Genomic DNA, 18803 nt, shown 5'->3' on the forward strand with positions numbered 1-18803 from the left:
CCGCACCCCGACGCGGGGCCCCCGCCCCCGAACCCCTGACCCGAACAGGAGCGATGACATGGACAAGTCCTGCGTCCGCCCCCTCGACCTGGACGACGCCGTCGCCCTCGTCGGCATCCTCGCTGCCCTCCAGGCCCTCCTCGACAGCGGCGGCCTCCCCCCTGAGGAGGTCGAGGCCCTGCGCCACGGCCTCGAGCAGGGCGGCGCCCTCCTCCCCGGAAGTGACGAGAACGAGATCGCGACGGCTCTGGGTGGGCTGAACGCCCGCCTGCGTGGGACCATCGGGTGATCGCGCCGCGCTCGACGTTCCCGTAGCCTTCATCCGCGCTCGTGTCGACCCCGGAGACGCGCTCCCCCGCCCGCGGGTAGCGTCCGGTCCGGTCCCGCACTCCCACGGGGTCGCTGAACCCCGAGAGCCGGAGGAGATCCGATCGTGAACGGTGACCACTTCGTCCTCTCGACCGCGACGCCGTGGGACGACCGCACCGAGATCATCGGCGTGTACGCCTCCGAGGCGTGGGCCCGCGAGGCCGCGGCCGCATGGCTCGGCTCCCCGGACCGCGAGGCGTTCCCCCGGTGCGTCATCGAGGGCTGGAGCGGCGCGCACCTCCTCGGCCGCGAGGTCGTCGAGGCCCTCGGCTTCGACGACGAGGGCGGCGACGAGTCGCTGGGCGGCCCCCGCAGCCTCTGACCCGGCGGCCTAGCCGCCCCAGTGCGACGGGCGCTCGAAGAGCGACGGCAGCGTGGTCGCCGCATCCCCTCGAGCGCTGTTCACCTGCGCCTGGGTGAGGTAGACCGCCTCGGCGAGCCGCGCGCCGGACACATCAGCGTCGCGCAGGTCCACCCCGAGCAGGTCGCACCGCTGCAGATCCGCACCCCGCAGGTCCGCGGCGAGGAGGAGCGCGCCCCGCAGGTCCGCCCCTCGCAGGTCCGCGTTCCGGAGTGGTGCGCCCGCCAGATCGGCACCCGGAGCGAGCCGACGGCCCCTCGACCGGCGGGCAGCCGGCGCCGCTGCTGCGCGAGCGGCCGCGCTCGCCGCGATCAGGAGCGGCCGGGACGCTCCGTACTCCGCGTCGACGTCGACCGCGACCACCTGCTCCGGCTCACCGAGGGTGTGCGCGTGCACCGCGTCGAACCGCTCGCGCAGCTCGTCGAGGAGCGGCGCGCCGACACCGGGAAGCGCCAGTGCGGAGTCGAGGTACCAGAGCAGCTCGTGCAGGCGGCGCATCAGCGGGAACACCGCGAACATCCGCTCGCGCACGGCCGGATCCGACCGCCAGGAGACGCCGCCGAACGTGTGCTGCGAGACCTTCTGGCCGGCGCCGAAGCAGTCGAAGACGGTGCAGCCGACGAAGCCCTGCGGCCGGAGCCGGCGGTGGATCGTGCACGCGTCCGCGCCGTCGAGGTTCACGCACGGGTCCCCGGCGCGCTTGTCGAACGGGAAGTCGGCGGAGCGGGCGAAGGCGAGGGCCACGCAGCACAGGCCGAAGCAGTTCGCGCAGTCGGCGCCGAGGTCCTCCCGGCGGCCGAGCTCGACCCTGGTGCGTGACGTCATCCGTCCGAGCCTACGCGCGGCGGCGCCTCCGGATCAGTGCGCGAGCGCGAGCACGCCGACGACCAGCACGCCGAGGCCCACGATCCCGAGCAGCGAGAAGATGCTCTCCTTCCGGGAGAGGCCCGCGCGCACGACGGCGATGAGGGCGATCCCCGCGAGCGTGGCGACGTAGACGCCCGCGCCGATCCGCAGCGCGACCGTCGCGTCGATCCAGCCCAGCGCCGCGGCACCGAGCGCGAGGACCGGCAGCGACGCCGAGGCGAGCGCCCCGCCCGCGATCCGCAGCATGGTGTGCGTCTCGGAGCGCGAGGGCGCCGAGGCGTGCACGACCTGGTGCGCGATCACCTCGGCGACGAAGCCCGCGGCCGAGATCCCGATGATCGAGATCACGAGGCTCTGGAGGGCGTGGACCGCGTCGGGGTGGTCGCCGACGAGGTAGATCATCACCACGGCCAGGCCCGTGAAGGTCGCGTAGACGCGCTCCTTGAGGGCGCGGGCGATCTCGTCGAGGGGGCGGCGGGTCCGCTCCGCCCACCGGCCGGCGCGGCCCGGGCGCAGGCGCACGGGCGTCATCCGGTCGGCGGGTGCGGTGCGGCCCTCGTCGGCCGCTCCGTCAGTAGGAGGCGGAGTCGACACGTGCCGCGGAGGAGTCGCCCGAGTGCCGCGCGGCGAGGTCGCCGAGGATGGTCGCGGAGCCGCTGGTGCCGAAGCGGGTGACGCCGAGGCCGCGGTAGGCGAGGAGCGTGTCGAGGTCGCGGACGCCGCCGGACGCCTTCACCTGGACGGCCTCCGAGACGGTGCCGCGCATGAGGCGGAGGTCGTGCTCGTTCGCGCCTCCGCCCGCGAAGCCGGTGGCGGTCTTCACGAAGTCCGCGCCGGCGCGCTCGGCGGCCCGGCTGCCCTCGACGACCTGCTCGTCGTCGAGGAGGCTCGTCTCGAGGATGACCTTGACGACGTGGCCCTCGGCGGCCTCGACCACGGCGCGGACGTCGTCCTCGACGTCCTGGAGCAGGCCGCTCCGGAGGCGGCCGATGTTGACGACCATGTCGAGCTCGGACGCGCCGTCGGCGAGCGCCTGACGCGACTCCGCGACCTTCGCCGCGGTGGAGGTGGTGCCGTGGGGGAAGCCGATGACCGTGCCGACCAGGACGCCGGAGCCCTCGAGCCGGGCGACCGAGTGGGCGATGTCGGAGGGGCGGACGCAGACGCTGAACACGCCGGACGCTCGCGCCTCGTCGAGCTGGGCGTCGACCTCGGCGCGGGTGAGCTCGGGCTTCAGGATCGCGTGGTCGATGAGCGCCGCGATCTCGGCGACGGTGGGCAGGCTGGAGTCGGTCATCCGCACATTTTACGTCCGCCGGCGGGACGACGAAGGCCCGCGATCCGATGGATCACGGGCCTTCGATCGTTCACGCCGCTAGCGGCGCCGGGTCACCAGCTGGACTTGGTGATGCCGGGCAGCTCGCCGCGGTGCGCCATGTCACGGAAGCGGACACGCGAGATGCCGAACTTCGTGAGGTTGCCGCGGGGGCGGCCGTCGACGGCGTCGCGCGAGCGGACGCGGACGGGCGAGGCGTTGCGGGGGAGCTTCTGGAGGCCGACGCGGGCGGCCTCACGGGTCTCGTCGGTCCCGGCCGGGTCGACCAGGGCCTTCTTCAGCTCGAGGCGCTTGGCGGCGTAGCGGTCGACGATCACCTTGCGCTGCTCGTTGCGGGCGATCTTGCTCTTCTTGGCCATACTTAGCGCTCCTCGCGGAAGTCGACGTGCTTGCGCACTACGGGGTCGTACTTCTTGAGCACGAGACGGTCGGGGTCGTTGCGGCGGTTCTTCTTGGTCACGTACGTGTAACCGGTGCCGGCCGTCGAACGGAGCTTGATGATCGGACGGACGTCCTGCTGCTTGGCCATTAGATCTTCACCCCGCGAGCGAGAACATCCTTGACGACGGACTCGATGCCACGGGCGTCGATGACCTTGATGCCCTTGGCCGAGAGGGTCAGGGTGACGTTACGGCGAAGCGACGGCACGTAGTACGTCTTCTTCTGCACGTTCGGGTCGAAGCGGCGCTTGGTGCGCCGGTGCGAGTGCGAGATGGCGTGCCCGAAGCCGGGGACGGCTCCGGTCACCTGGCAGACTGCTGCCATGGTTTCCTCCATGTGTGGTTACCGTGGATCACGCGCGGCACGAAGCCCCGCCCGATCCACCCAAGGTCACTTGTCGGCGCACCGCCCGCCTGTCCGGCCGGAGCCGGAGCTCCTGCCCGGTGGGCAGCACGCAAGCGCGTGCAGATGCACGCAACCTCGCTAGGCTACGCGATCCGGGCGGCGGCCGCAACAGGGTGGGGACACTCCCCCGACAGGGTGGGGACACTGCCCCGACAGGGTGGGGACACTCCCCCGACAGGGTGGGAACACTGCCCGGACAGGGTGGGGACACTGCCCCGACAGGGTGGGGACGCTGCCCGGACGTGCACGGGGACTTCCTGGGAGGTTCCGGCAGAAGTGGCCTCCCGTACCCCCCGAGCAGGGCGTTCGTGTATCTTGCGCCTTCCTCGCGGGTCGACTACCGCCCTACTCTGAGCCGACCGCGGGCGCCCGCTCCCGGCAGCAGCCGGGAGTAGCAGCACATGCGCCAGTCCTTCCTCCGTTCCCTCGTCGCCGCGGCCGTGCTCGTAGCGGGCGCAGGACTCAGCGTCGTGGCCGCGCCGACCGCGTCGGCGGCGCCGGTCTTCAGCACCGCGTGCTTCACCTCCCCGAAGGTCTCGACGGTGTCGCAGTACACCGTTCCCGCGACCGGGGTCTCGACGGTCCGCGCCGTCCTCAGCGGACAGAACGGCGGGAAGGGTGCGAGCGGCCTCGGGACGGGCAACGCCGGCGGACGCGGCTCCAGCCTCGTCGTCGAGGTGCCCGTCACGCCCGGGCAGGTGCTGGAGATCGGGCGCCTCGCCGGCGCCCCGGCCGGAGCGGCAGGCGCCACGCGCTACGTGAACGGCGGCGTCTACGGGGGCGACTCCGGCGGCGCGGGCGGCGACGCCCAGTACCTCAGCACGGCCGGCTCGGACGGCTGTCAGCACGCCCTCGCCGTGGCGGCGGGCGGCGGAGGCGGCGGCGGGCGGTCCTCGGTCGGCGGCGACGCCGACGCCGGCAGCGGCGCGAGGGGCGGCGGGAACGGCGGCAGGAACAACGCGGCCGACGGCGGCGGCGGCGGCGCGGCCGGGCAGAGCTCGGGCGGCTCGCCCGGCGCCCGCGGCTACAGCACGTTCGGCGAGTGCGCCGACGGCAACAACGGCCAGTGGGGCGTGTTCCTCAACGACGGCAAGGGCGCCGACGCCGGCGCCTCCCGCGGCGGCGGCGGCAACTGCTCGTTCCCCGGCCACAGCGGCGGCGGCGGCGGGGCCGGCTGGTGGTACGGCGGCGGCGGCGGATCGCCCTACGTGTTCGGCAGCATGAACGACACCCTCGGCGTCATGAACGACCCCGGCGCCGGCGGCGGCGGCTCGAGCTACGTGCACCCGAGCGTGACGAGGATCTCGCAGACGGCCGGCCCGACGGCGGCCGACCCCGTGGTCGCTCCGGTGTACGACACCGCCGTGACCGTGACGCGGACCCCCGACTTCTCGATGCTCGGGCAGGAGGTCACCGTCACCGCGAAGGTGACCATCCCGAGCCTGGGCCGGCCGGTGGCCGCCGGCGGCACCGTCGAGATCCTCACCGGTGCAGGTACCAGCAGGGTGACCCTCGACGCGGACGGCGTCGGCGTTCTGACCACGAGGGACATCCCGCAGGGCTGGAACGAGATCCGCGCGCACTACCCCGACACCATCACCCCCGCCGAGGCGGGACGAGGGAGCTGGTCGGCGCTCCCCGCTCTGCGCCACGAGGTGCGCGCGTGCGCCGCGGCACCCGTCATCACCCGGCAGCCCTCGGACATCGCGGGCGTCACCAACCAGATCTACACGCTGACGATGGGCGTGAGCGTCTCGGCCGTCTACGGCGGCATCCCCGCCGTGTCGTGGGAGAGGTCCACCGACGGCGGCGCCACGTGGAAGCCCGCCCTCGGCCGGGCGGGCGCCCGGGAGGACGGGACCGCGTTCCTCGAGGCCGGCCCCGATCCCACCGGCTCCTACCGCTACCGGGCGACCCTGACCACCTGCGGCGGCAGCGTCCGCAGCGAGCCGGCCACCGTGGCGGTGGGCGGCGTGCGCTTCGACCTGTCGACGCTCCCGCAGAAGGCGTACGGCGACTCCTTCGACGCGAGCCCCTACGCGCAGGCCGTCGATGTGCCCGGCCGCACGATCGTCCTGAGCAGCAGGACCACCGAGACCTGCTCCGTCAGCGGCATGAGGGTGACCGTGCTCCACGCCGGCGTCTGCACGCTCGCGGCGAGGCTCGACGCGCTCGCTCCTCTGGGCTGGGCGGGCGAGCCCCTGCAGAGCTTCACGGCGAAGCCGAAGGCGCTCACGGTCACCGCTCCGACGGTCGACTACCCGCGAGGCGCGCCGTCCCCCGACCTGCGCTGCACGGCCGCCTTCGTCGGCTCCGACACCTTCGGCGCCCCGCTCACGGCCGGCGTCTACCGGCCGATCGTCACGGCGGACGACGTCATCTACCGCTTGATCCCGAACTGGCCCACCTCCACCTTCACCACCTTCACCACGCGGTGCAGCGGCACGAAGGTCAGCAGCGACTACACGATCGCGGGGTACAAGGACGGCGCGCTGCGCATCGTCGCGGCTGTCCCGATGGTGACCGCCTCCTCGCCCTCATCGACCTACGGATCCACTCCCCCCGCGATCACCGCCTCCGTGACCGGCTCCCCCTCGGGGACCGTCTCCTGCGGCGCCTTCGCGGCGTCCGACACCGGATTCAGGACGCCGCTGGCGCTCTCCGCGACGACCCCCGTCGGCCGCTACCCCACGCGCTGCTCCGGCCTGACGAACCCCTCGGGACAGCTGATCACCATCGACGGCGCGCTCACGATCTCGCCGGCGCCCCTCACGGTGACCGCGTCGAGCGCCGGGACGCAGGCGCACGGCACCGCGACCGCCCCGACGGTCACCTGCACGGCCGACGGCTTCGCTGGAACCGACCGCTTCGTCACCGAGCCGACCGGCGCCTACTACACGGCGGACGGCACCGGGAAGGTGACGGTCGGAGCGCGCACGCCCGTCGGCGACTACGTCACCAGGTGCGACGGAGGCGATGCGGGGCCGAACTACACCCTCCGGTCGATCCCCGGCACCTTCGCGCTGGCCGACCGCTCTGCCCCCGTCGTGACCGTGCCCGCCGCCGTCACGGCCGAGCCGGTCGACGTCTCCGGCGCCGTCGTCACCTTCGCCTCCTCCGCGGAGGACGCGGTCGACGGAGCCGTGGGCTCGACCTGCACGCCCGCCTCGGGGAGCGTCTTCCCGATCGGGGACACGACGGTCGACTGCAGCGCGGACGACGAGGCCGGCAACACCGGCACGTCCTCGTTCCGGATCACGGTCCGGAAGTTCTCGCAGACGGTCGCCTTCACCTCCTCGCGGCCGACCGCGCCGACGGCGCTGGGCACCTTCACCCCGACGGCCACCGGCGGCGGCTCCGGGAGCCCCGTCTCGATCGGAGCGACCGGATCCTGCGCGATCGCCGACGGCGTCGTGACCTTCACGCGCGGCGGCACCTGCACCGTGACCGCCGATCAGGCCGGCGACGACCACTACACCGCGGGGCGCGCCTCCTTCGATCTCGAGGTCGCGAAGGCGTCGCAGACGCTGACGGTCGCGGTGCCGAAGACCGGCGTCCTGGAGTCGACCGGCGTCGCCACGGCGACCTCGAGCTCGGGACTGTCGGTGCTCGTCAGGACCTTCTTCGGCTGCACCGTCGCCCCCGACGCGACGGGTGCGCAGATCCTGACCTACACCGAGCCCTCGACCTGCGGCGTGCAGTTCGACCAGCCGGGCGACGACGTGTACGCGGCCGCCGACGGCTTGGTGCGCTTCGTCCCGATCTCGCGGATCCCCCAGACCGTCGTCGTCACCTCGACTCCGCCCGACCGGGTGTTCACCGACGACCGGTACACGGTCGAGTCGACCGGCGGCGGCTCGGGCAACCCGCTCGTGATCGCGGTGATCGAGAACGGCAACTGCACCATCGCGGACGACGTGGTGACGTTCTTCGGCGACGGCACCTGCACGGTGACGATCGACCAGGCCGCGGACGATCGGCACGACGCCGCTCCGCAGGTCCGGCAGGTCATCACGGTCGGGACTCCCGAGGGGAACCTCTCCTTCGGGAGCACCGCGCCCCCGCACGCGATGTCGCTCGAGACGTACCGGCCGACGATCGTGCCCGGCCCGTCGAAGGGCGTGCCCGTGCTCTCCGCGAGCCGAGACTGCTCGATCCTCCCGGACGGAGTGACCGTGCGGAACGACGGGGCCGGGCTCTGCGTGCTGTCCCTCGACCAGCCCGGAGACGGCTACTGGCCCGCGCGGCACGCCGAGCAGGAGTACTCGATCTACTTCCTCCCGCAGACGGTCCGGATCACGAGCGCGCCTCCGGTCGGCGCCGTCCTCGGGGACACGTACCGCCCCGTGATCGAGGGCGGCGCCTCGGGCATCGCTCCGTTCCTCCTCACCACCGCGTCGTGCTCGGCGAAGGACGGCGTGGTCACCTTCACCACGAAGGGCGTCTGCGGCGTCTTCGCCTACCAGAACGGCAACCGGCAGTACGACAGCGCCCGGCCCGCCGTGCAGGAGGTGGAGGTCGGCTACGCGCCCGGCTCCGTGGCGTTCACGACCGCCGTCCCGACCGACGCGGAGGTCGGCGGATCCTTCACTCCCGCCTTCACGCGCGGCCCGTCCTCCGGCCCCTCGGTGCTCAGCGTCTCGGGCGCCTGCTCCGACGGCGAGAACGGCGCCGTCCGGTTCGACTCCGCGGGCACCTGCACGCTGACGGCGATCCACTACCGCGACGCCGCCTACGGCACCGCGCGGGCGGTCCAGACCTTCGAGATCACCGCGATCGCGCAGACCGTCGCCTTCACCTCGACCGCGCCGTCGACGGCCACGTCCGGCGACAGGCTCACTCCGACCGCGACGGGCGGCGCCTCCGGGCTCCCCGTGACGATCGGAGCGACCGGCGCCTGCACGCTCGCCGACGGCGTCGTCACCTTCGCCGGCAGCGGCACCTGCACCGTCACGGCGGACCAGGCGGGCGACGGGCGCTACGCGGCGGCGGCGCAGGCCTCGCAGACCGTCGCGGTCTCGCAGCTCGCGGGCACCGTCGCGTTCGGCGGCGATGCTCCGGCCGAGGCCCGAGTCGGGGGCTCCTCGACGGCCGCGGTCGTCGCCGGCCCCTCCAGTGCTCCCCCGGTGCTGACGGCCTCCGGCGCCTGCTCCGTCGGGCCCTTCCGACTGGTCTCCTACGACTCTGCCGGCACCTGCACGCTGACGCTGGACCAGGCGGGCGACTCCCGCCACAGCGCAGCGCCGACGGCGGTGCGCAGCTTCGAGATCACCCGGACCGCGCAAACCGTGGCCTTCACCTCGCAGGCGCCGGACTCGGCGCTCGCAGGCGGCACCTACCGTCCGACCGCGACCGGAGGAGCCTCCGGGCGGCCCGTGGTGCTCGGAGCCTCCGGGTCCTGCACGCTCACCAACGGGGTCGTCGCCTTCACCGGATCGGGCACCTGCACGGTGACCGCCGACCAGACGGGCGACGCCCGGTACGACGCGGCGGAGCGGGCCTCGCAGGTGATCGCGGTCGGACTGCTCGCGGGCACCGTCTCCTTCGGCGGCAACGCGCCGACCGGCGCGACGGTCGGCGGGACGACCACCCCGCGGATCATCGCCGGGCCCTCCATGGCGCGTCCGGTGCTGACCGCCTCCGGAGCATGCTCGGCGGCCGCAGGAGTCGTGTCCCACGACTCCGTCGGCACCTGCACGCTGACGCTCGACCAGGCGGGCGACTCGCGGTACGGCGCCGCTCCGCAGGCCGTCCGCACCTTCGCGATCGGCGCCCTCGGCCAGACGCTGGCGTTCGCCTCGCCGGTCCCCGACGCGGCGGTCGCGGGGGGCTCCTACACGCCCGTCGTGACGGCCGGCGCGTCGAGCGCCCCCGTGGTGCTCGGAGCGGCCGGGTCCTGCACGATCGCGGGCGGGGTCGTGTCCTTCACCCGCTCCGGCACCTGCACGGTGACCGCGGACCAGGCCGGGGACGAGCGCCACTCGGCGGCTCCGCGGATCTCGCAGTCGGTGGAGGTCGGCGCGGCGGCGGGAGCGGTGACGTTCCGCGACGCCGCTCCGACGGACGCCCGGATCGGCGGCTCCTGGACCCCGTCGATCATCCGCGGCCCGTCGAGCGCCGACCCGGTGCTCGACGCCTCCGACTCCTGCTCGCTGGGAGAGGACGGCACGGTGTCCTACGACTCCGTCGGCACCTGCACGCTGACGCTGGACCAGGCCGGCGACGACGCTCACGCACCCGCGGAGCAGGTCGTCCGGACCTTCCCGATCGGCAAGGCGCTGCAGACCGTCGCCTTCACCTCCGCGGCTCCGAGCACGGCGACCGCGGGCGGCCGCTACACGCCGACCGCGGCGGGCGGCTCCTCCGACCTGCCGGTCACGATCGGCGCCACGGGCGCGTGCTCGCTCGCGAGCGGCGTCGTGACCTTCAGCGGATCCGGCACCTGCACGGTCACCGCGGATCAGGCCGGCGACGCCTCGCACGACGCGGCTCCCCAGGCGACCCAGTCGATCGCGGTCGCCGCGGTCGTCCCCCAGAAGAAGAAGGCGCAGAAGGTCGCCTTCTCGACCGCGATGCCGTCCTCGCCCGAGAAGGGGATCGCCTACCCGGTCGCGGCCACCGCCTCCTCCGGTCTGCCCGTGAAGCTGTACGCGAGCGGCAGCTGCACGCTGACCGCGACCGGCGCGGGCACGGCGACGGTGCGGCTGACGGGCGCGGCGAGCTGCACCGTCCGGGCCACGCAGGCGGGCGACTCGGCGTGGCTCGCCGCGACCTCGGTGACGCAGTCGCTGCAGGTGAAGTCCTCCACCCGCGCCGACCTGACGCTGACGCTGGCGCCGGCGCCGGGACTGGCGGCGACGGCCCCGCTCTCGGGCACGATCACCGTCCGGAACACCGGCACCCGGGACGCGGCGACGACGACCACCCGGGTCGTCGTCAGCGGAACGGTGGCGAGTGCGCCCGGCGCCGTGCAGACGAAGGGCTCGGCCGCGGGCACGACGGTCCTCACCTGGACCGCGCCGAGCGTCTCGGCCGGGCGGAGCACCACCTACTCGGTGACGCTCGTCGACCGGCCGGCCGCCACGACGATCGACGCCAGGGTGTCGACCGCCGCCACCGATCCCACGCCGGCGAACAACGCGGTCAGGCGCACCTTCCGGTAGAGGCTGCGGGGAGGGAGGGGTGTCGCGCCGCGTTGCCCGTTCCCTCCCCGACCGCTACGGTCGCGGGGACGCTCCGGGGGACGGGGCTCGCGAGGGGGGCCCGTGGACCGGTTGAGGCGACGCGCGCTGCTGCTGGGGATCGCCTCCTCGGCGGTCGCGCTGACGGGGTGCACGCCCGCCCGGCCCGCTCCCGCGGCGCTCCCGCCGAGCACGGCGCCGGCGGCGGTGCTGCCGTCCGCCGCGCCGACGGCCGTCCCGACCCCTCCCCGCCCCGTGCCGACCACCACCGCCGCGGCGGCTCCGGTGCGGCGGAAGGCGCCGCTGCCCTCCGGCACGATCTCGGAGCTGCCCGGCGAGGGGAGCACGCTCGCCTGGACCGTCGACGACGGCGCGGACTCCGACGTGGTCGCCGCCTACGCGCAGTTCGCCCGCGACACCGGCACCCGGCTGACCTTCTTCCTCAACGGGAAGTACGACTCGTGGACCGTGAACGCGCCGCTGCTGGCTCCGCTCGTCGCCTCGGGGCAGGTGCAGCTCGCGAACCACACCTGGTCGCACGCCGACCTGACGAGCCTCTCGAGCGACGGCGTGCAGGAGGAGCTGGGCCGCAACGGCGACTTCATCCGCTCGACCTACGGGGTGGAGGCGGCGCCCTTCTACCGGCCGCCGTTCGGCTACACGGACGAGCGGAGCCGGGCCGCCGCGTCGGCGATCGGCTACACGGCGACGGTGCTCTGGTACGGCTCGCTCTCGGACTCCGGGCGGATCACGCCGGAGCAGGTGGTCGGCTTCGCGGACCAGTGGTTCCTGCCGCAGCACATCGTGATCGGGCACGCGAACTTCGATCCTGTGACGCAGGTCTACGCGCGGCTCGTCGACATCCTCCGCGAGCGCTCGCTCGAGACGGTGACCCTCCGCGACGTGTTCGCGGTCTGAGCGCCTCCCCGGCGGCGCAGGTCAGCGCGCGGGTCAGCGGAGCGCAGCGCGCGCGGCGGCGGAGACGGCCGCGGCGACCGCGTCGAGGGCGGGCGTGTGCAGGGCCCACTGCTGCCAGTAGAGGGGGACGTCGACGGGGTCGCCGCCCAGCTCGACGAGGCCCTCGCCGCCGACCGGGGCCTGCAGCTCGGGCAGCATCCCCCACCCCATGCCCAGGCGCACGGCCCGCTCGAAGTCGGTCGATCCGGGGACGCGGTGCTGCGGCGGTCTGCCGTCGACGCCGGCGGCCCGGAGGAAGTCGTCCTGCAGGCGGTCCTTCTCGTCGAAGACGACCAGCGGAGCGCTCGCGAGGCCGGCCGTGCCGCCGTCAGGGAACCAGCGCTCGGCGAACGCGGGCGAGGCCATGGCGCGGTACCGCATCACTCCGAGCGGTGCGACGGTGCAGCCGAGCACCGCTTCCGACTCTCCGGTGACGGCCGCCAGCACGGTGCCGTCGCGGAGGAACGCGGTCGTGTGCGCCTGGTCCTCGCGGTGCAGCTCCACCACGACGTCGGGGACGGAGGCGAGCGCGGGCAGCACCCAGGTGGCCAGGGAGTCGGCGTTGACGGCGAGCGGGAGGACGACGGGGCCCGCCCCCTCCGCGTCCTCGCCGCCGAGCGAGCGGACGGCGTCGTCGGCGAGGAGCTCGATCTGACGGGCGAGGCGGAGGAGCCCGGCACCGGCCTCGGTCGCGACGACCGGGCGCGAGCGCACCAGCAGGACGCGGCCTGCGGCGGTCTCGAGCGCCTTGATCCGCTGGCTGAGGGCGGAGGGGGTGATGTGCAGGGCCCGGGCGGCGGCGTCGAAGGAGCCGTACCGGACGGAGGCGGCGAGCGCGCGCAGGCGGGAGAGGTCGAGGTCGTCTGTCAGCATCAGTGCTGCTTACGGTACTGAAGGAGCATGAGCTGGTCTACAGAACTGCCCCGCCCTAGCGTCGGAGCGTGTCCCCCCTCCTCGCCGCCCTCTCCGGCCTCGGCTTCGGCCTCTCGCTCATCATCGCGATCGGCGCGCAGAACGCCTTCGTGCTCCGCCAGGGCCTCCGCCGCGAGCACGTGCCCGCCGTCGTCGCGATCTGCGCGCTCTGCGACGCCGCGCTGATCGTGCTCGGGATCGCGGGGATCGGAGCGGTCCTGGAGTCGGCGCCGTGGCTGCTGGTGGTGATCCGCTGGGGCGGCATCGCCTTCCTCCTCGCCTACGCGGTGATGGCGGCGAGGCGCGCACTGCGGCCGGGGACCCTCGACGGCGATCCGGCCGGCGCCTCGACGTCGCTCCGCACGGCGATCGGCACGTGCCTGGCGCTCACGCTGCTCAACCCGCACGTCTACCTCGACACGGTCGTGCTGCTCGGGTCGGTGGCGAACACGCACGGCGACGAGCGCTGGTGGTTCGGGGCGGGGGCGGCGGCCGGGAGCGTGCTGTGGTTCACCGCTCTCGGCTTCGGGGCGCGGGCGCTGCGGCCGCTGTTCCGGAGCCGCGGGGCCTGGCGGATCCTCGACGCGGCCGTGGCGGTCGTGATGGTGGTGCTGGCGGTGTCGCTCGCGCTGCACTGAGGGCCTGGTGGTGCACTGCTTGTTCTACTAACATTGTGAACATGTTGTTCCGGGTCGACCACTCCGCGGCGGGCTCGCTCGCCGACCAGCTGGAGTCGCAGGTGCGCTCGGCCGTCGCCCGGGGCGAGCTCTCGGCGGGCGACCGCCTGCCGCCCGCCCGCGAGCTCGCCGACTCGCTCGGCATCAACATGCACACCGTGCTGCGCGCGTACGCCGCCCTGCGCGACGACGGGATCCTCCAGATGCGCCGGGGCCGCGGCGCGTGGATCACGGAGTCGGCCGGGCCCGGGCTCGTGCGCGTGACCGCCCTGGTCGACGAGCTGCTCGCGGAGGCCCGCCGCAGCGGCATCACCCCGGCGGAGCTCGTCCGCCTGATCGAGAGGACCGGATCATGACCGCCACCGCCGACCGCCGCCGCGAGCTCCTCGCCGCCGCGTCCCTCCTGCTCCCCGCCGCCGGAGTGCTCGTCTCGCGCCTCGTCCTGGACGACGCGCTGCCCGCGGAGCTCGCCTCGCACTGGTCGGGCACCGGGGCGGCCGATGCGACCGCGTCGACGGGCGCTCTGCTCGCGATCGCCCTCGTGCTCTCCGGGCTCCCGGCCGTCGCGGGCCTCGTGGCGGCGGTCGTCGGGCGCGCCCCGCGGCTCCTGCTGGCGACCCTCGGCCTCGTGGCCGGGCTGGGCGCCTCCGCCTGGGCGACCTCGGTCGGCACGACGCTCGCGGCCGGGCGCGCCGAGGGGGCGGAGCTCGGCGGGTGGCTGCTCGCGCTGCTCGGAGGGATGCTCTTCGCCGTCGTGCCCGCGCTGATCGCTCCGGGCACCCGGCGCGCCTCCCGCCTCGCCGCCGGCCGCCTGCCGCTGGCGGCGGAGGAGACCGGCGCCTGGTCGCAGACGCTGACGGGCCCGGTGTTCGCCGTCGCCGCGATCGCCACGGCGGCGGGCGCGGCCCTCTCCCTCGCGACGCTCGCCGCGGCGGGCGCCACCGGTCCGGCGATCGCGACGGCCGTCGTCCTCGGCGTCGTCGCGCTGGTGCTCCTCTCCTTCTCCCGCCTGAGGGTGACCGCCGACCGCCGCGGCCTCCGCGTCGTCACGACCGCCCTCGGCATCCCGCTGCGCCGCATCCCGCTCGACACCATCGCCTCGGCCGGCACGGCCCAGCTGCGGCCGTCGGAGTGGGGCGGCTGGGGGTACCGAGTGATGCCGGGCCGCTCGGCGGTCATCCTGCACGCCGGGCCGGGGCTGGTGGTGACGACGGACCGCTCGCGCGAGTTCGCGATCAGCCTCGACGACCCCGAGACCCCCGCGGCGCTGCTCGAGACCCTGCGCTCGCGGGCCTGAGGCGCCGACCCGTCAGTCGACCACGATCCGGACGAGCGTCGTGACGGCATCCACCGCGTTCACGTAGGAGTAGTGCCGCGAGGTCGGGAAGGCGAGGTGCCGTCCGGGCTCCAGCCGCACGGGCTCCTCGCCCTCCCGCTCCAGGAGGAGCGCGCCGACGGCGACGAGCAGGATCTCGTGCCACCCCTCGGGGTCGGGCTGCGCGTCGTAGCGGTCCCCGGGGCCGAGCGTCCAGGTCCAGAGCTGGGCCTCCCGGCGCGCGGGGACGGAGGAGAGCAGGACGGCGACGCTCGCCTCGCCCGCTCCCCGCCAGGCGACCTGGTCGATCGCCGCGGGCGCGGATCCCGGGGCCGAGACGAGTGCCGTGAACGTGGTGCCGAGGGCGGTCGCGAGGCGGTCGACTCCGGTCAGCGAGATGTTGGCCTCGCCGGCCTCGGCCGCGACGATCGTCCGCCGGCTGATGCCCGAGCGCGCCGCCAGCGCGGACTGGCTCAGTCCGGCTCCGCGCCGCGCGAGGCGGAGGTTGCCGCCCAGGTGGGCGAGGACGGGAGCCGACATGCGCACTATTCTGCACCGACAGGCCCCTGATGCTCCTAGGATGTGCAGAATGATGCACATCTCGCCCCTCCGGGGCCTCCGCTTCACGCGTCCGGAGTGGGCGCTCATCGGCATCACCGCGATCTGGGGCGGGACCTTCCTCGCCGTGCACATCGCGATGGAGCACAGTGGGCCGCTGTTCTTCGTCGGGATGCGGTTCGCCATCGCGGGGCTGATCAGCGCGGTCGTGTTCCACCGGTCGCTCCGGGGGATGCGGCGGATCGACCTCGCGGCCGGCGTCGCGATCGGGGTGATGATCTTCGCGGGCTACGGCCTGCAGAGCTACGGGCTGCAGACGATCACGAGCAGCACCTCCGCGTTCCTCACCGCGCTGTACGTGCCGCTGGTGCCGCTGTTCCAGTGGGTCGTGTTCCGTCGCCGTCCGGGCGTGCTGACGCTGGTGGGCGTCGCGCTGGCGTTCGTCGGACTGCTCCTGATCGCGGGCCCGCAGCCGGGCGTCGCGCTCGGAGCGGGCGAGGTGGCGACGATCGTGAGCACGCTGCCGATCGCGGCGGAGATCATCCTGATCGGCCTCGTCGCCGGACGGGTGGACCTCGGCCGGGTGACCGTGGTGCAGCTGCTGGTCGCCGGCGCGCTCGGGTTCGCCTCGATGCCCCTCGCTGGCGAGGCGGTCCCGGCGTTCTCGTGGGCCTGGCTGATCCCCGCGCTCGCGCTCGGGGCGAGCAGCTGCCTGATCCAGCTGACGATGAACTGGGCTCAGCGCTCGGTCTCGCCGTCGCGCGCCACGATCATCTACTCCGCCGAGCCCGTCTGGGCCGGCCTGATCGGACGCCTCGCCGGCGACCGCCTCCCCGCGCTCGCACTGCTCGGGGCGGGGTTCATCGTCGCGGGCACGCTCGTCAGCGAGCTGAAGCCGCGCCGCGAGCCCGCGCCGCCGGCTCTCAGGTGACGGCGGGGAGGGCGGCCGAGGCGACGAGCGCGCCGCCGGCGTCGGTGATCTCGACGGCGGCGACGGACTCGCGCAGGACGGCCGCGTTCATCTCGCAGTCGAGCTCCGCGGAGCTGCCGAGGAAGGAGCCGGACGGGAGCCGCTCACCGGAGCCGGTGACCAGCACGAGGTCGTAGCTCTCGCCGAGCGTGAAGCCGGTCCCGCGGAGGATCGTCTCGGTGCCCCAGGTGTGCGCCACGAGCGAGCCGTCGAGCGTCACGCCCTCCGTCCGCTCGTCGAAGGCGATCGCCTCGACGGCGCCGAGCGTCCCGGGCGGTCCCGCGACGGGGCGCTCCTCGGCGGACCGCAGGGCCGCTCCGGCGACGCCGCCCACGACGAGGAGCGCGGCCGCCGCGGCGACGGCCAGGACGGCACGGAGGCGCGAGGCACGGCGGCGCGAGGCACGGCGGCGCGGGGCACGCACGCTCGCAGCGCGCTCGGGCCGCTCCCCGGCGAGCGCCGCGACGCGCGACCGCAGCTCCGGCGACGGCTCCGCCTCCTCCCAGCGGCCCAGCGCGCCGACCCGGTCGACCACCGCACCGAACGACGCGAGCTCGGGGTCGATCGAGGGGTCGGCGGCGCGCAGGCTCTCGAACTCCCGCGTCTCCTCGGCGGAGAGGTCGCCGGCGAGGGCCGCGGCGAGGAGCTCCTCGCGGCGGCCGCCGGGCTCGTCTCCGTCGGGCTGGTCTCGGTCGATCACGATCTCTCCTCGTCCGTGGGTCCGGCGCCCGCGAGGTGACCGCGGAGCGCTCGGAGAGCGTAGAAGGCGCGGCTGCGCAAGGTGGCGACCGGCACGCTCGTGGCGGCCGACAGCTCGGCGTAGGTCTCGCCGTGCAGGTGGACGGCGACGACGACCTGCCGGTGCTCGGCGGAGAGTCGCGCGAGCGCCTCGGCGATCGCGAGCGGCTCGAGGGGGTCGCGGTCCTCCGCGGGCACCTCCTCCAGAACCTCGGCCTCGACCAGGCGCGGCAGGCGCCGGCGCGAGCGGTGCACGTCGATGACGACGTTGCGGGCGATGGCGAAGAGCCAGGTGCGGGTGCTGGCGCGCTCGGCGGAGTAGCTCGCCCGCGAGCGCCAGGCGCGCAGGAACGTCTCCTGCACGCAGTCCTCGGCGAGGCCGCGGTCGCGCAGTGCGTTGAGCGCGAAGCCGAGCAGGGCGGACCCGTGCTCGTCGAAGGCGGCGGCCGGGTCGAACTCCGCCGTCCGGGGCTCGAGGCGCACCACCGGAGCCGGGACCTCCGAGTGCTCGCGCGGCATCGCGGGCCCTTCGTCTCGTCGTGCCGTCGCCGTGCGCGCCACACCGCCTCCTCGTCGGGACCGGTGGTCCGTCGGAAGGGGGTACGGCCGCGGCGGCGGCGGCGTTCATCGGAGGCGAGGACCGTCTCCGTGAAGATCCTCTCAGATGGAGTGAACGCGGCGCCGCCTCCGGCCGTACTCCCTGCATCGGGCCCGCTCGGCGCTCGCGATCGAAAGGCTCCACCATGACGAAGACGTCCCCCGCGCGGAACCGCGCCGGCCGCCGCCTGCTCTCCCTCGGCGGCATCACCGCCGTCGCCGCCGCCTCCTTCTTCGCCGCCGCGCCGGCCCAGGCCGAGACCGAGGTCGCCGAGCCGTCCTCGTTCACCAGCGCCTTCACGGTGATGGCGACGCCCGACCAGGTCGTGAAAGCCGACTCCGCCGCGACCCCCGGCCAGCCCGGCGCCACGGGCGAGATGACCTTCCGGGTCAACAGCGACCTCGACGTCATCTGCTACGACATCACCCTCACCGGCGTGACCGGCGACTACCAGAGCCCCGCGAACACCGCGACGCACATCCACCAGGCGGCGCTGGGCAAGGCGGGCCCGCCGCGCATCGCGTTCCCGAACCCGGCCCCGGTCGGAGACGGCCCCCGCACCAGCAGCGGCTGCCTGCAGGGCCCCTTCACCACGGGCATCCAGGCGAACGGGGCCGACACCGGCGCCGGATTCACGCTGAAGGCCCTCGAGGCCGATCCCGCCGCCTTCGCGGGCGACTCCCACACGGCCTCGTATGCGGCTGGCGTCGTCCGCGGCCAGCTCTCGCAGGTGCCGGTCGGCGGCCTCCAGACCGGTGGCGGCGCGACCGCCGCCGGGAGCGACGCCACGGGCCCGTCCGGTCTCGCCGTGATGGCCGGCCTCGGAGCCGTCGCCGCCCTCGGCGCGGCCGGAGTGGTCGTCGCCCGCCGGCGCACCGCCTCCTGATCGTGGGCACCCGGTCGAGGAGCGGCGCGGCGGCACTGTGCGCCGTGCTGCTCCTCGCGGGGTGCGCCGCCGCGGACGGGAGCGGAGGAGCGGAGACGCCCGCGAGCGCGCCCGCGCCTCCGGCCCTCGCTTCTGCTCCCCCGCTCCTCCTCCATCGGCTCGGGCGAGAGCGGCGACCCGGCGAGGAGCACGACGCCCGCGAGCCCGAACAGGCCCGAGCGGCCGGTGACCG

Annotated in this window: 19 protein-coding genes; 9 read left to right on the top strand and 10 right to left on the bottom strand. The window is 74.6% G+C overall.

Annotation, left to right across the window (positions count from 1 at the left end; all coding sequences use genetic code 11):
* The first annotated feature begins 58 nt into the window (after positions 1–58).
* Positions 59–289 (top strand): hypothetical protein, encoded by a 231-nt coding sequence (locus C5C50_RS15735; RefSeq protein ID WP_104227350.1) that lies wholly within the window; start codon positions 59–61, stop codon positions 287–289.
* 144 nt (positions 290–433) lie between these two features.
* On the top strand, positions 434–691 hold the full coding sequence (locus tag C5C50_RS15740) for a hypothetical protein (RefSeq protein ID WP_104238985.1): 258 nt from the start codon (positions 434–436) through the stop codon (positions 689–691).
* Positions 692–700: 9 nt separating this feature from the next.
* Here C5C50_RS15740 and C5C50_RS15745 read toward each other — a convergent pair whose 3' ends face one another.
* From C5C50_RS15745 to rpmB, 6 genes are all read right to left on the bottom strand, one after another.
* Positions 701–1555, bottom strand: coding sequence for a pentapeptide repeat-containing protein (locus C5C50_RS15745; protein WP_104273866.1), 855 nt, complete (start codon positions 1553–1555; stop codon positions 701–703).
* Between the two features lie 33 nt (positions 1556–1588).
* Complete coding sequence (locus tag C5C50_RS15750) at positions 1589–2191, bottom strand: hypothetical protein (RefSeq protein ID WP_146084309.1); 603 nt, start codon at positions 2189–2191, stop codon at positions 1589–1591.
* Positions 2169–2894, bottom strand: a complete 726-nt coding sequence (gene deoC / locus C5C50_RS15755; protein ID WP_181133955.1) for a deoxyribose-phosphate aldolase — start codon at positions 2892–2894, stop codon at positions 2169–2171. Before deoC ends, C5C50_RS15750 begins: the two co-directional genes overlap by 23 nt.
* Positions 2895–2986: 92 nt before the next feature.
* Positions 2987–3292, bottom strand: a complete 306-nt coding sequence (gene rpsN / locus C5C50_RS15760; RefSeq protein WP_104225107.1) for a 30S ribosomal protein S14 — start codon at positions 3290–3292, stop codon at positions 2987–2989.
* A gap of 2 nt (positions 3293–3294) precedes the next feature.
* The gene (gene rpmG / locus C5C50_RS15765) at positions 3295–3462 is read right to left on the bottom strand and encodes a 50S ribosomal protein L33 (RefSeq protein ID WP_027692168.1); all 168 of its coding nucleotides are present in this window, start codon (positions 3460–3462) and stop codon (positions 3295–3297) included.
* Positions 3462–3698, bottom strand: coding sequence for a 50S ribosomal protein L28 (rpmB, locus tag C5C50_RS15770; RefSeq protein ID WP_056038148.1), 237 nt, complete (start codon positions 3696–3698; stop codon positions 3462–3464). The genes rpmG and rpmB overlap by 1 nt, the downstream gene beginning before the upstream one ends.
* Positions 3699–4180: 482 nt before the next feature.
* Between rpmB and C5C50_RS15780 the strand changes: the two genes are divergently transcribed.
* On the top strand, positions 4181–10942 hold the full coding sequence (locus tag C5C50_RS15780; protein WP_146085923.1) for an HYR domain-containing protein: 6762 nt from the start codon (positions 4181–4183) through the stop codon (positions 10940–10942).
* A 102-nt stretch (positions 10943–11044) separates the two neighbouring features.
* Positions 11045–11878: a polysaccharide deacetylase family protein gene (locus C5C50_RS15785; protein WP_219813851.1), complete on the top strand. Its 834-nt coding sequence runs from the start codon at positions 11045–11047 to the stop codon at positions 11876–11878.
* 33 nt (positions 11879–11911) lie between these two features.
* Here C5C50_RS15785 and C5C50_RS15790 read toward each other — a convergent pair whose 3' ends face one another.
* The gene (locus C5C50_RS15790; protein WP_104273870.1) at positions 11912–12790 is read right to left on the bottom strand and encodes a LysR family transcriptional regulator ArgP; all 879 of its coding nucleotides are present in this window, start codon (positions 12788–12790) and stop codon (positions 11912–11914) included.
* A gap of 68 nt (positions 12791–12858) precedes the next feature.
* On the opposite strand from C5C50_RS15790, the gene C5C50_RS15795 reads away from it, so the two are divergent.
* From C5C50_RS15795 to C5C50_RS15805, 3 genes are read left to right on the top strand one after another with little or no spacing between them, the layout of a single operon-like run.
* The gene (locus C5C50_RS15795; RefSeq protein WP_104227345.1) at positions 12859–13467 is read left to right on the top strand and encodes a LysE/ArgO family amino acid transporter; all 609 of its coding nucleotides are present in this window, start codon (positions 12859–12861) and stop codon (positions 13465–13467) included.
* Positions 13468–13508: 41 nt separating this feature from the next.
* Positions 13509–13862: a GntR family transcriptional regulator gene (locus tag C5C50_RS15800; protein ID WP_104225158.1), complete on the top strand. Its 354-nt coding sequence runs from the start codon at positions 13509–13511 to the stop codon at positions 13860–13862.
* On the top strand, positions 13859–14803 hold the full coding sequence (locus C5C50_RS15805; protein ID WP_104273871.1) for a hypothetical protein: 945 nt from the start codon (positions 13859–13861) through the stop codon (positions 14801–14803). Before C5C50_RS15800 ends, C5C50_RS15805 begins: the two co-directional genes overlap by 4 nt.
* A 12-nt stretch (positions 14804–14815) precedes the next feature.
* On the opposite strand, the gene C5C50_RS15810 is transcribed toward C5C50_RS15805, so the two are convergent.
* A complete protein-coding gene (locus C5C50_RS15810) occupies positions 14816–15361 on the bottom strand; it encodes a helix-turn-helix domain-containing protein (protein ID WP_104273872.1) in 546 nt (181 codons plus the stop codon).
* A 49-nt stretch (positions 15362–15410) separates the two neighbouring features.
* Here C5C50_RS15810 and C5C50_RS15815 point away from each other — a divergent pair, with 49 nt between their 5' ends.
* The gene (locus tag C5C50_RS15815) at positions 15411–16310 is read left to right on the top strand and encodes a DMT family transporter (RefSeq protein ID WP_258067786.1); all 900 of its coding nucleotides are present in this window, start codon (positions 15411–15413) and stop codon (positions 16308–16310) included.
* Here C5C50_RS15815 and C5C50_RS15820 read toward each other — a convergent pair.
* Positions 16303–17049 carry a hypothetical protein gene (locus C5C50_RS15820; protein WP_104273873.1) on the bottom strand — a complete coding sequence of 249 codons (747 nt, stop codon included), beginning with the start codon at positions 17047–17049 and terminating at the stop codon, positions 16303–16305. The two genes, C5C50_RS15815 and C5C50_RS15820, sit on opposite strands and share 8 nt — an antisense overlap.
* Complete coding sequence (locus C5C50_RS15825) at positions 17046–17606, bottom strand: sigma-70 family RNA polymerase sigma factor (protein WP_104273874.1); 561 nt, start codon at positions 17604–17606, stop codon at positions 17046–17048. Before C5C50_RS15825 ends, C5C50_RS15820 begins: the two co-directional genes overlap by 4 nt.
* A 224-nt stretch (positions 17607–17830) precedes the next feature.
* Between C5C50_RS15825 and C5C50_RS15830 the strand changes: the two genes are divergently transcribed.
* On the top strand, positions 17831–18571 hold the full coding sequence (locus tag C5C50_RS15830; RefSeq protein ID WP_104273875.1) for a CHRD domain-containing protein: 741 nt from the start codon (positions 17831–17833) through the stop codon (positions 18569–18571).
* The last annotated feature ends 232 nt before the right edge of the window (positions 18572–18803 follow it).

The sequence above is a fragment of the Rathayibacter sp. AY1D9 genome (genome assembly GCF_002932395.1).
In the GTDB taxonomy this organism is placed as follows: Bacteria; Actinomycetota; Actinomycetes; order Actinomycetales; family Microbacteriaceae; genus Rathayibacter.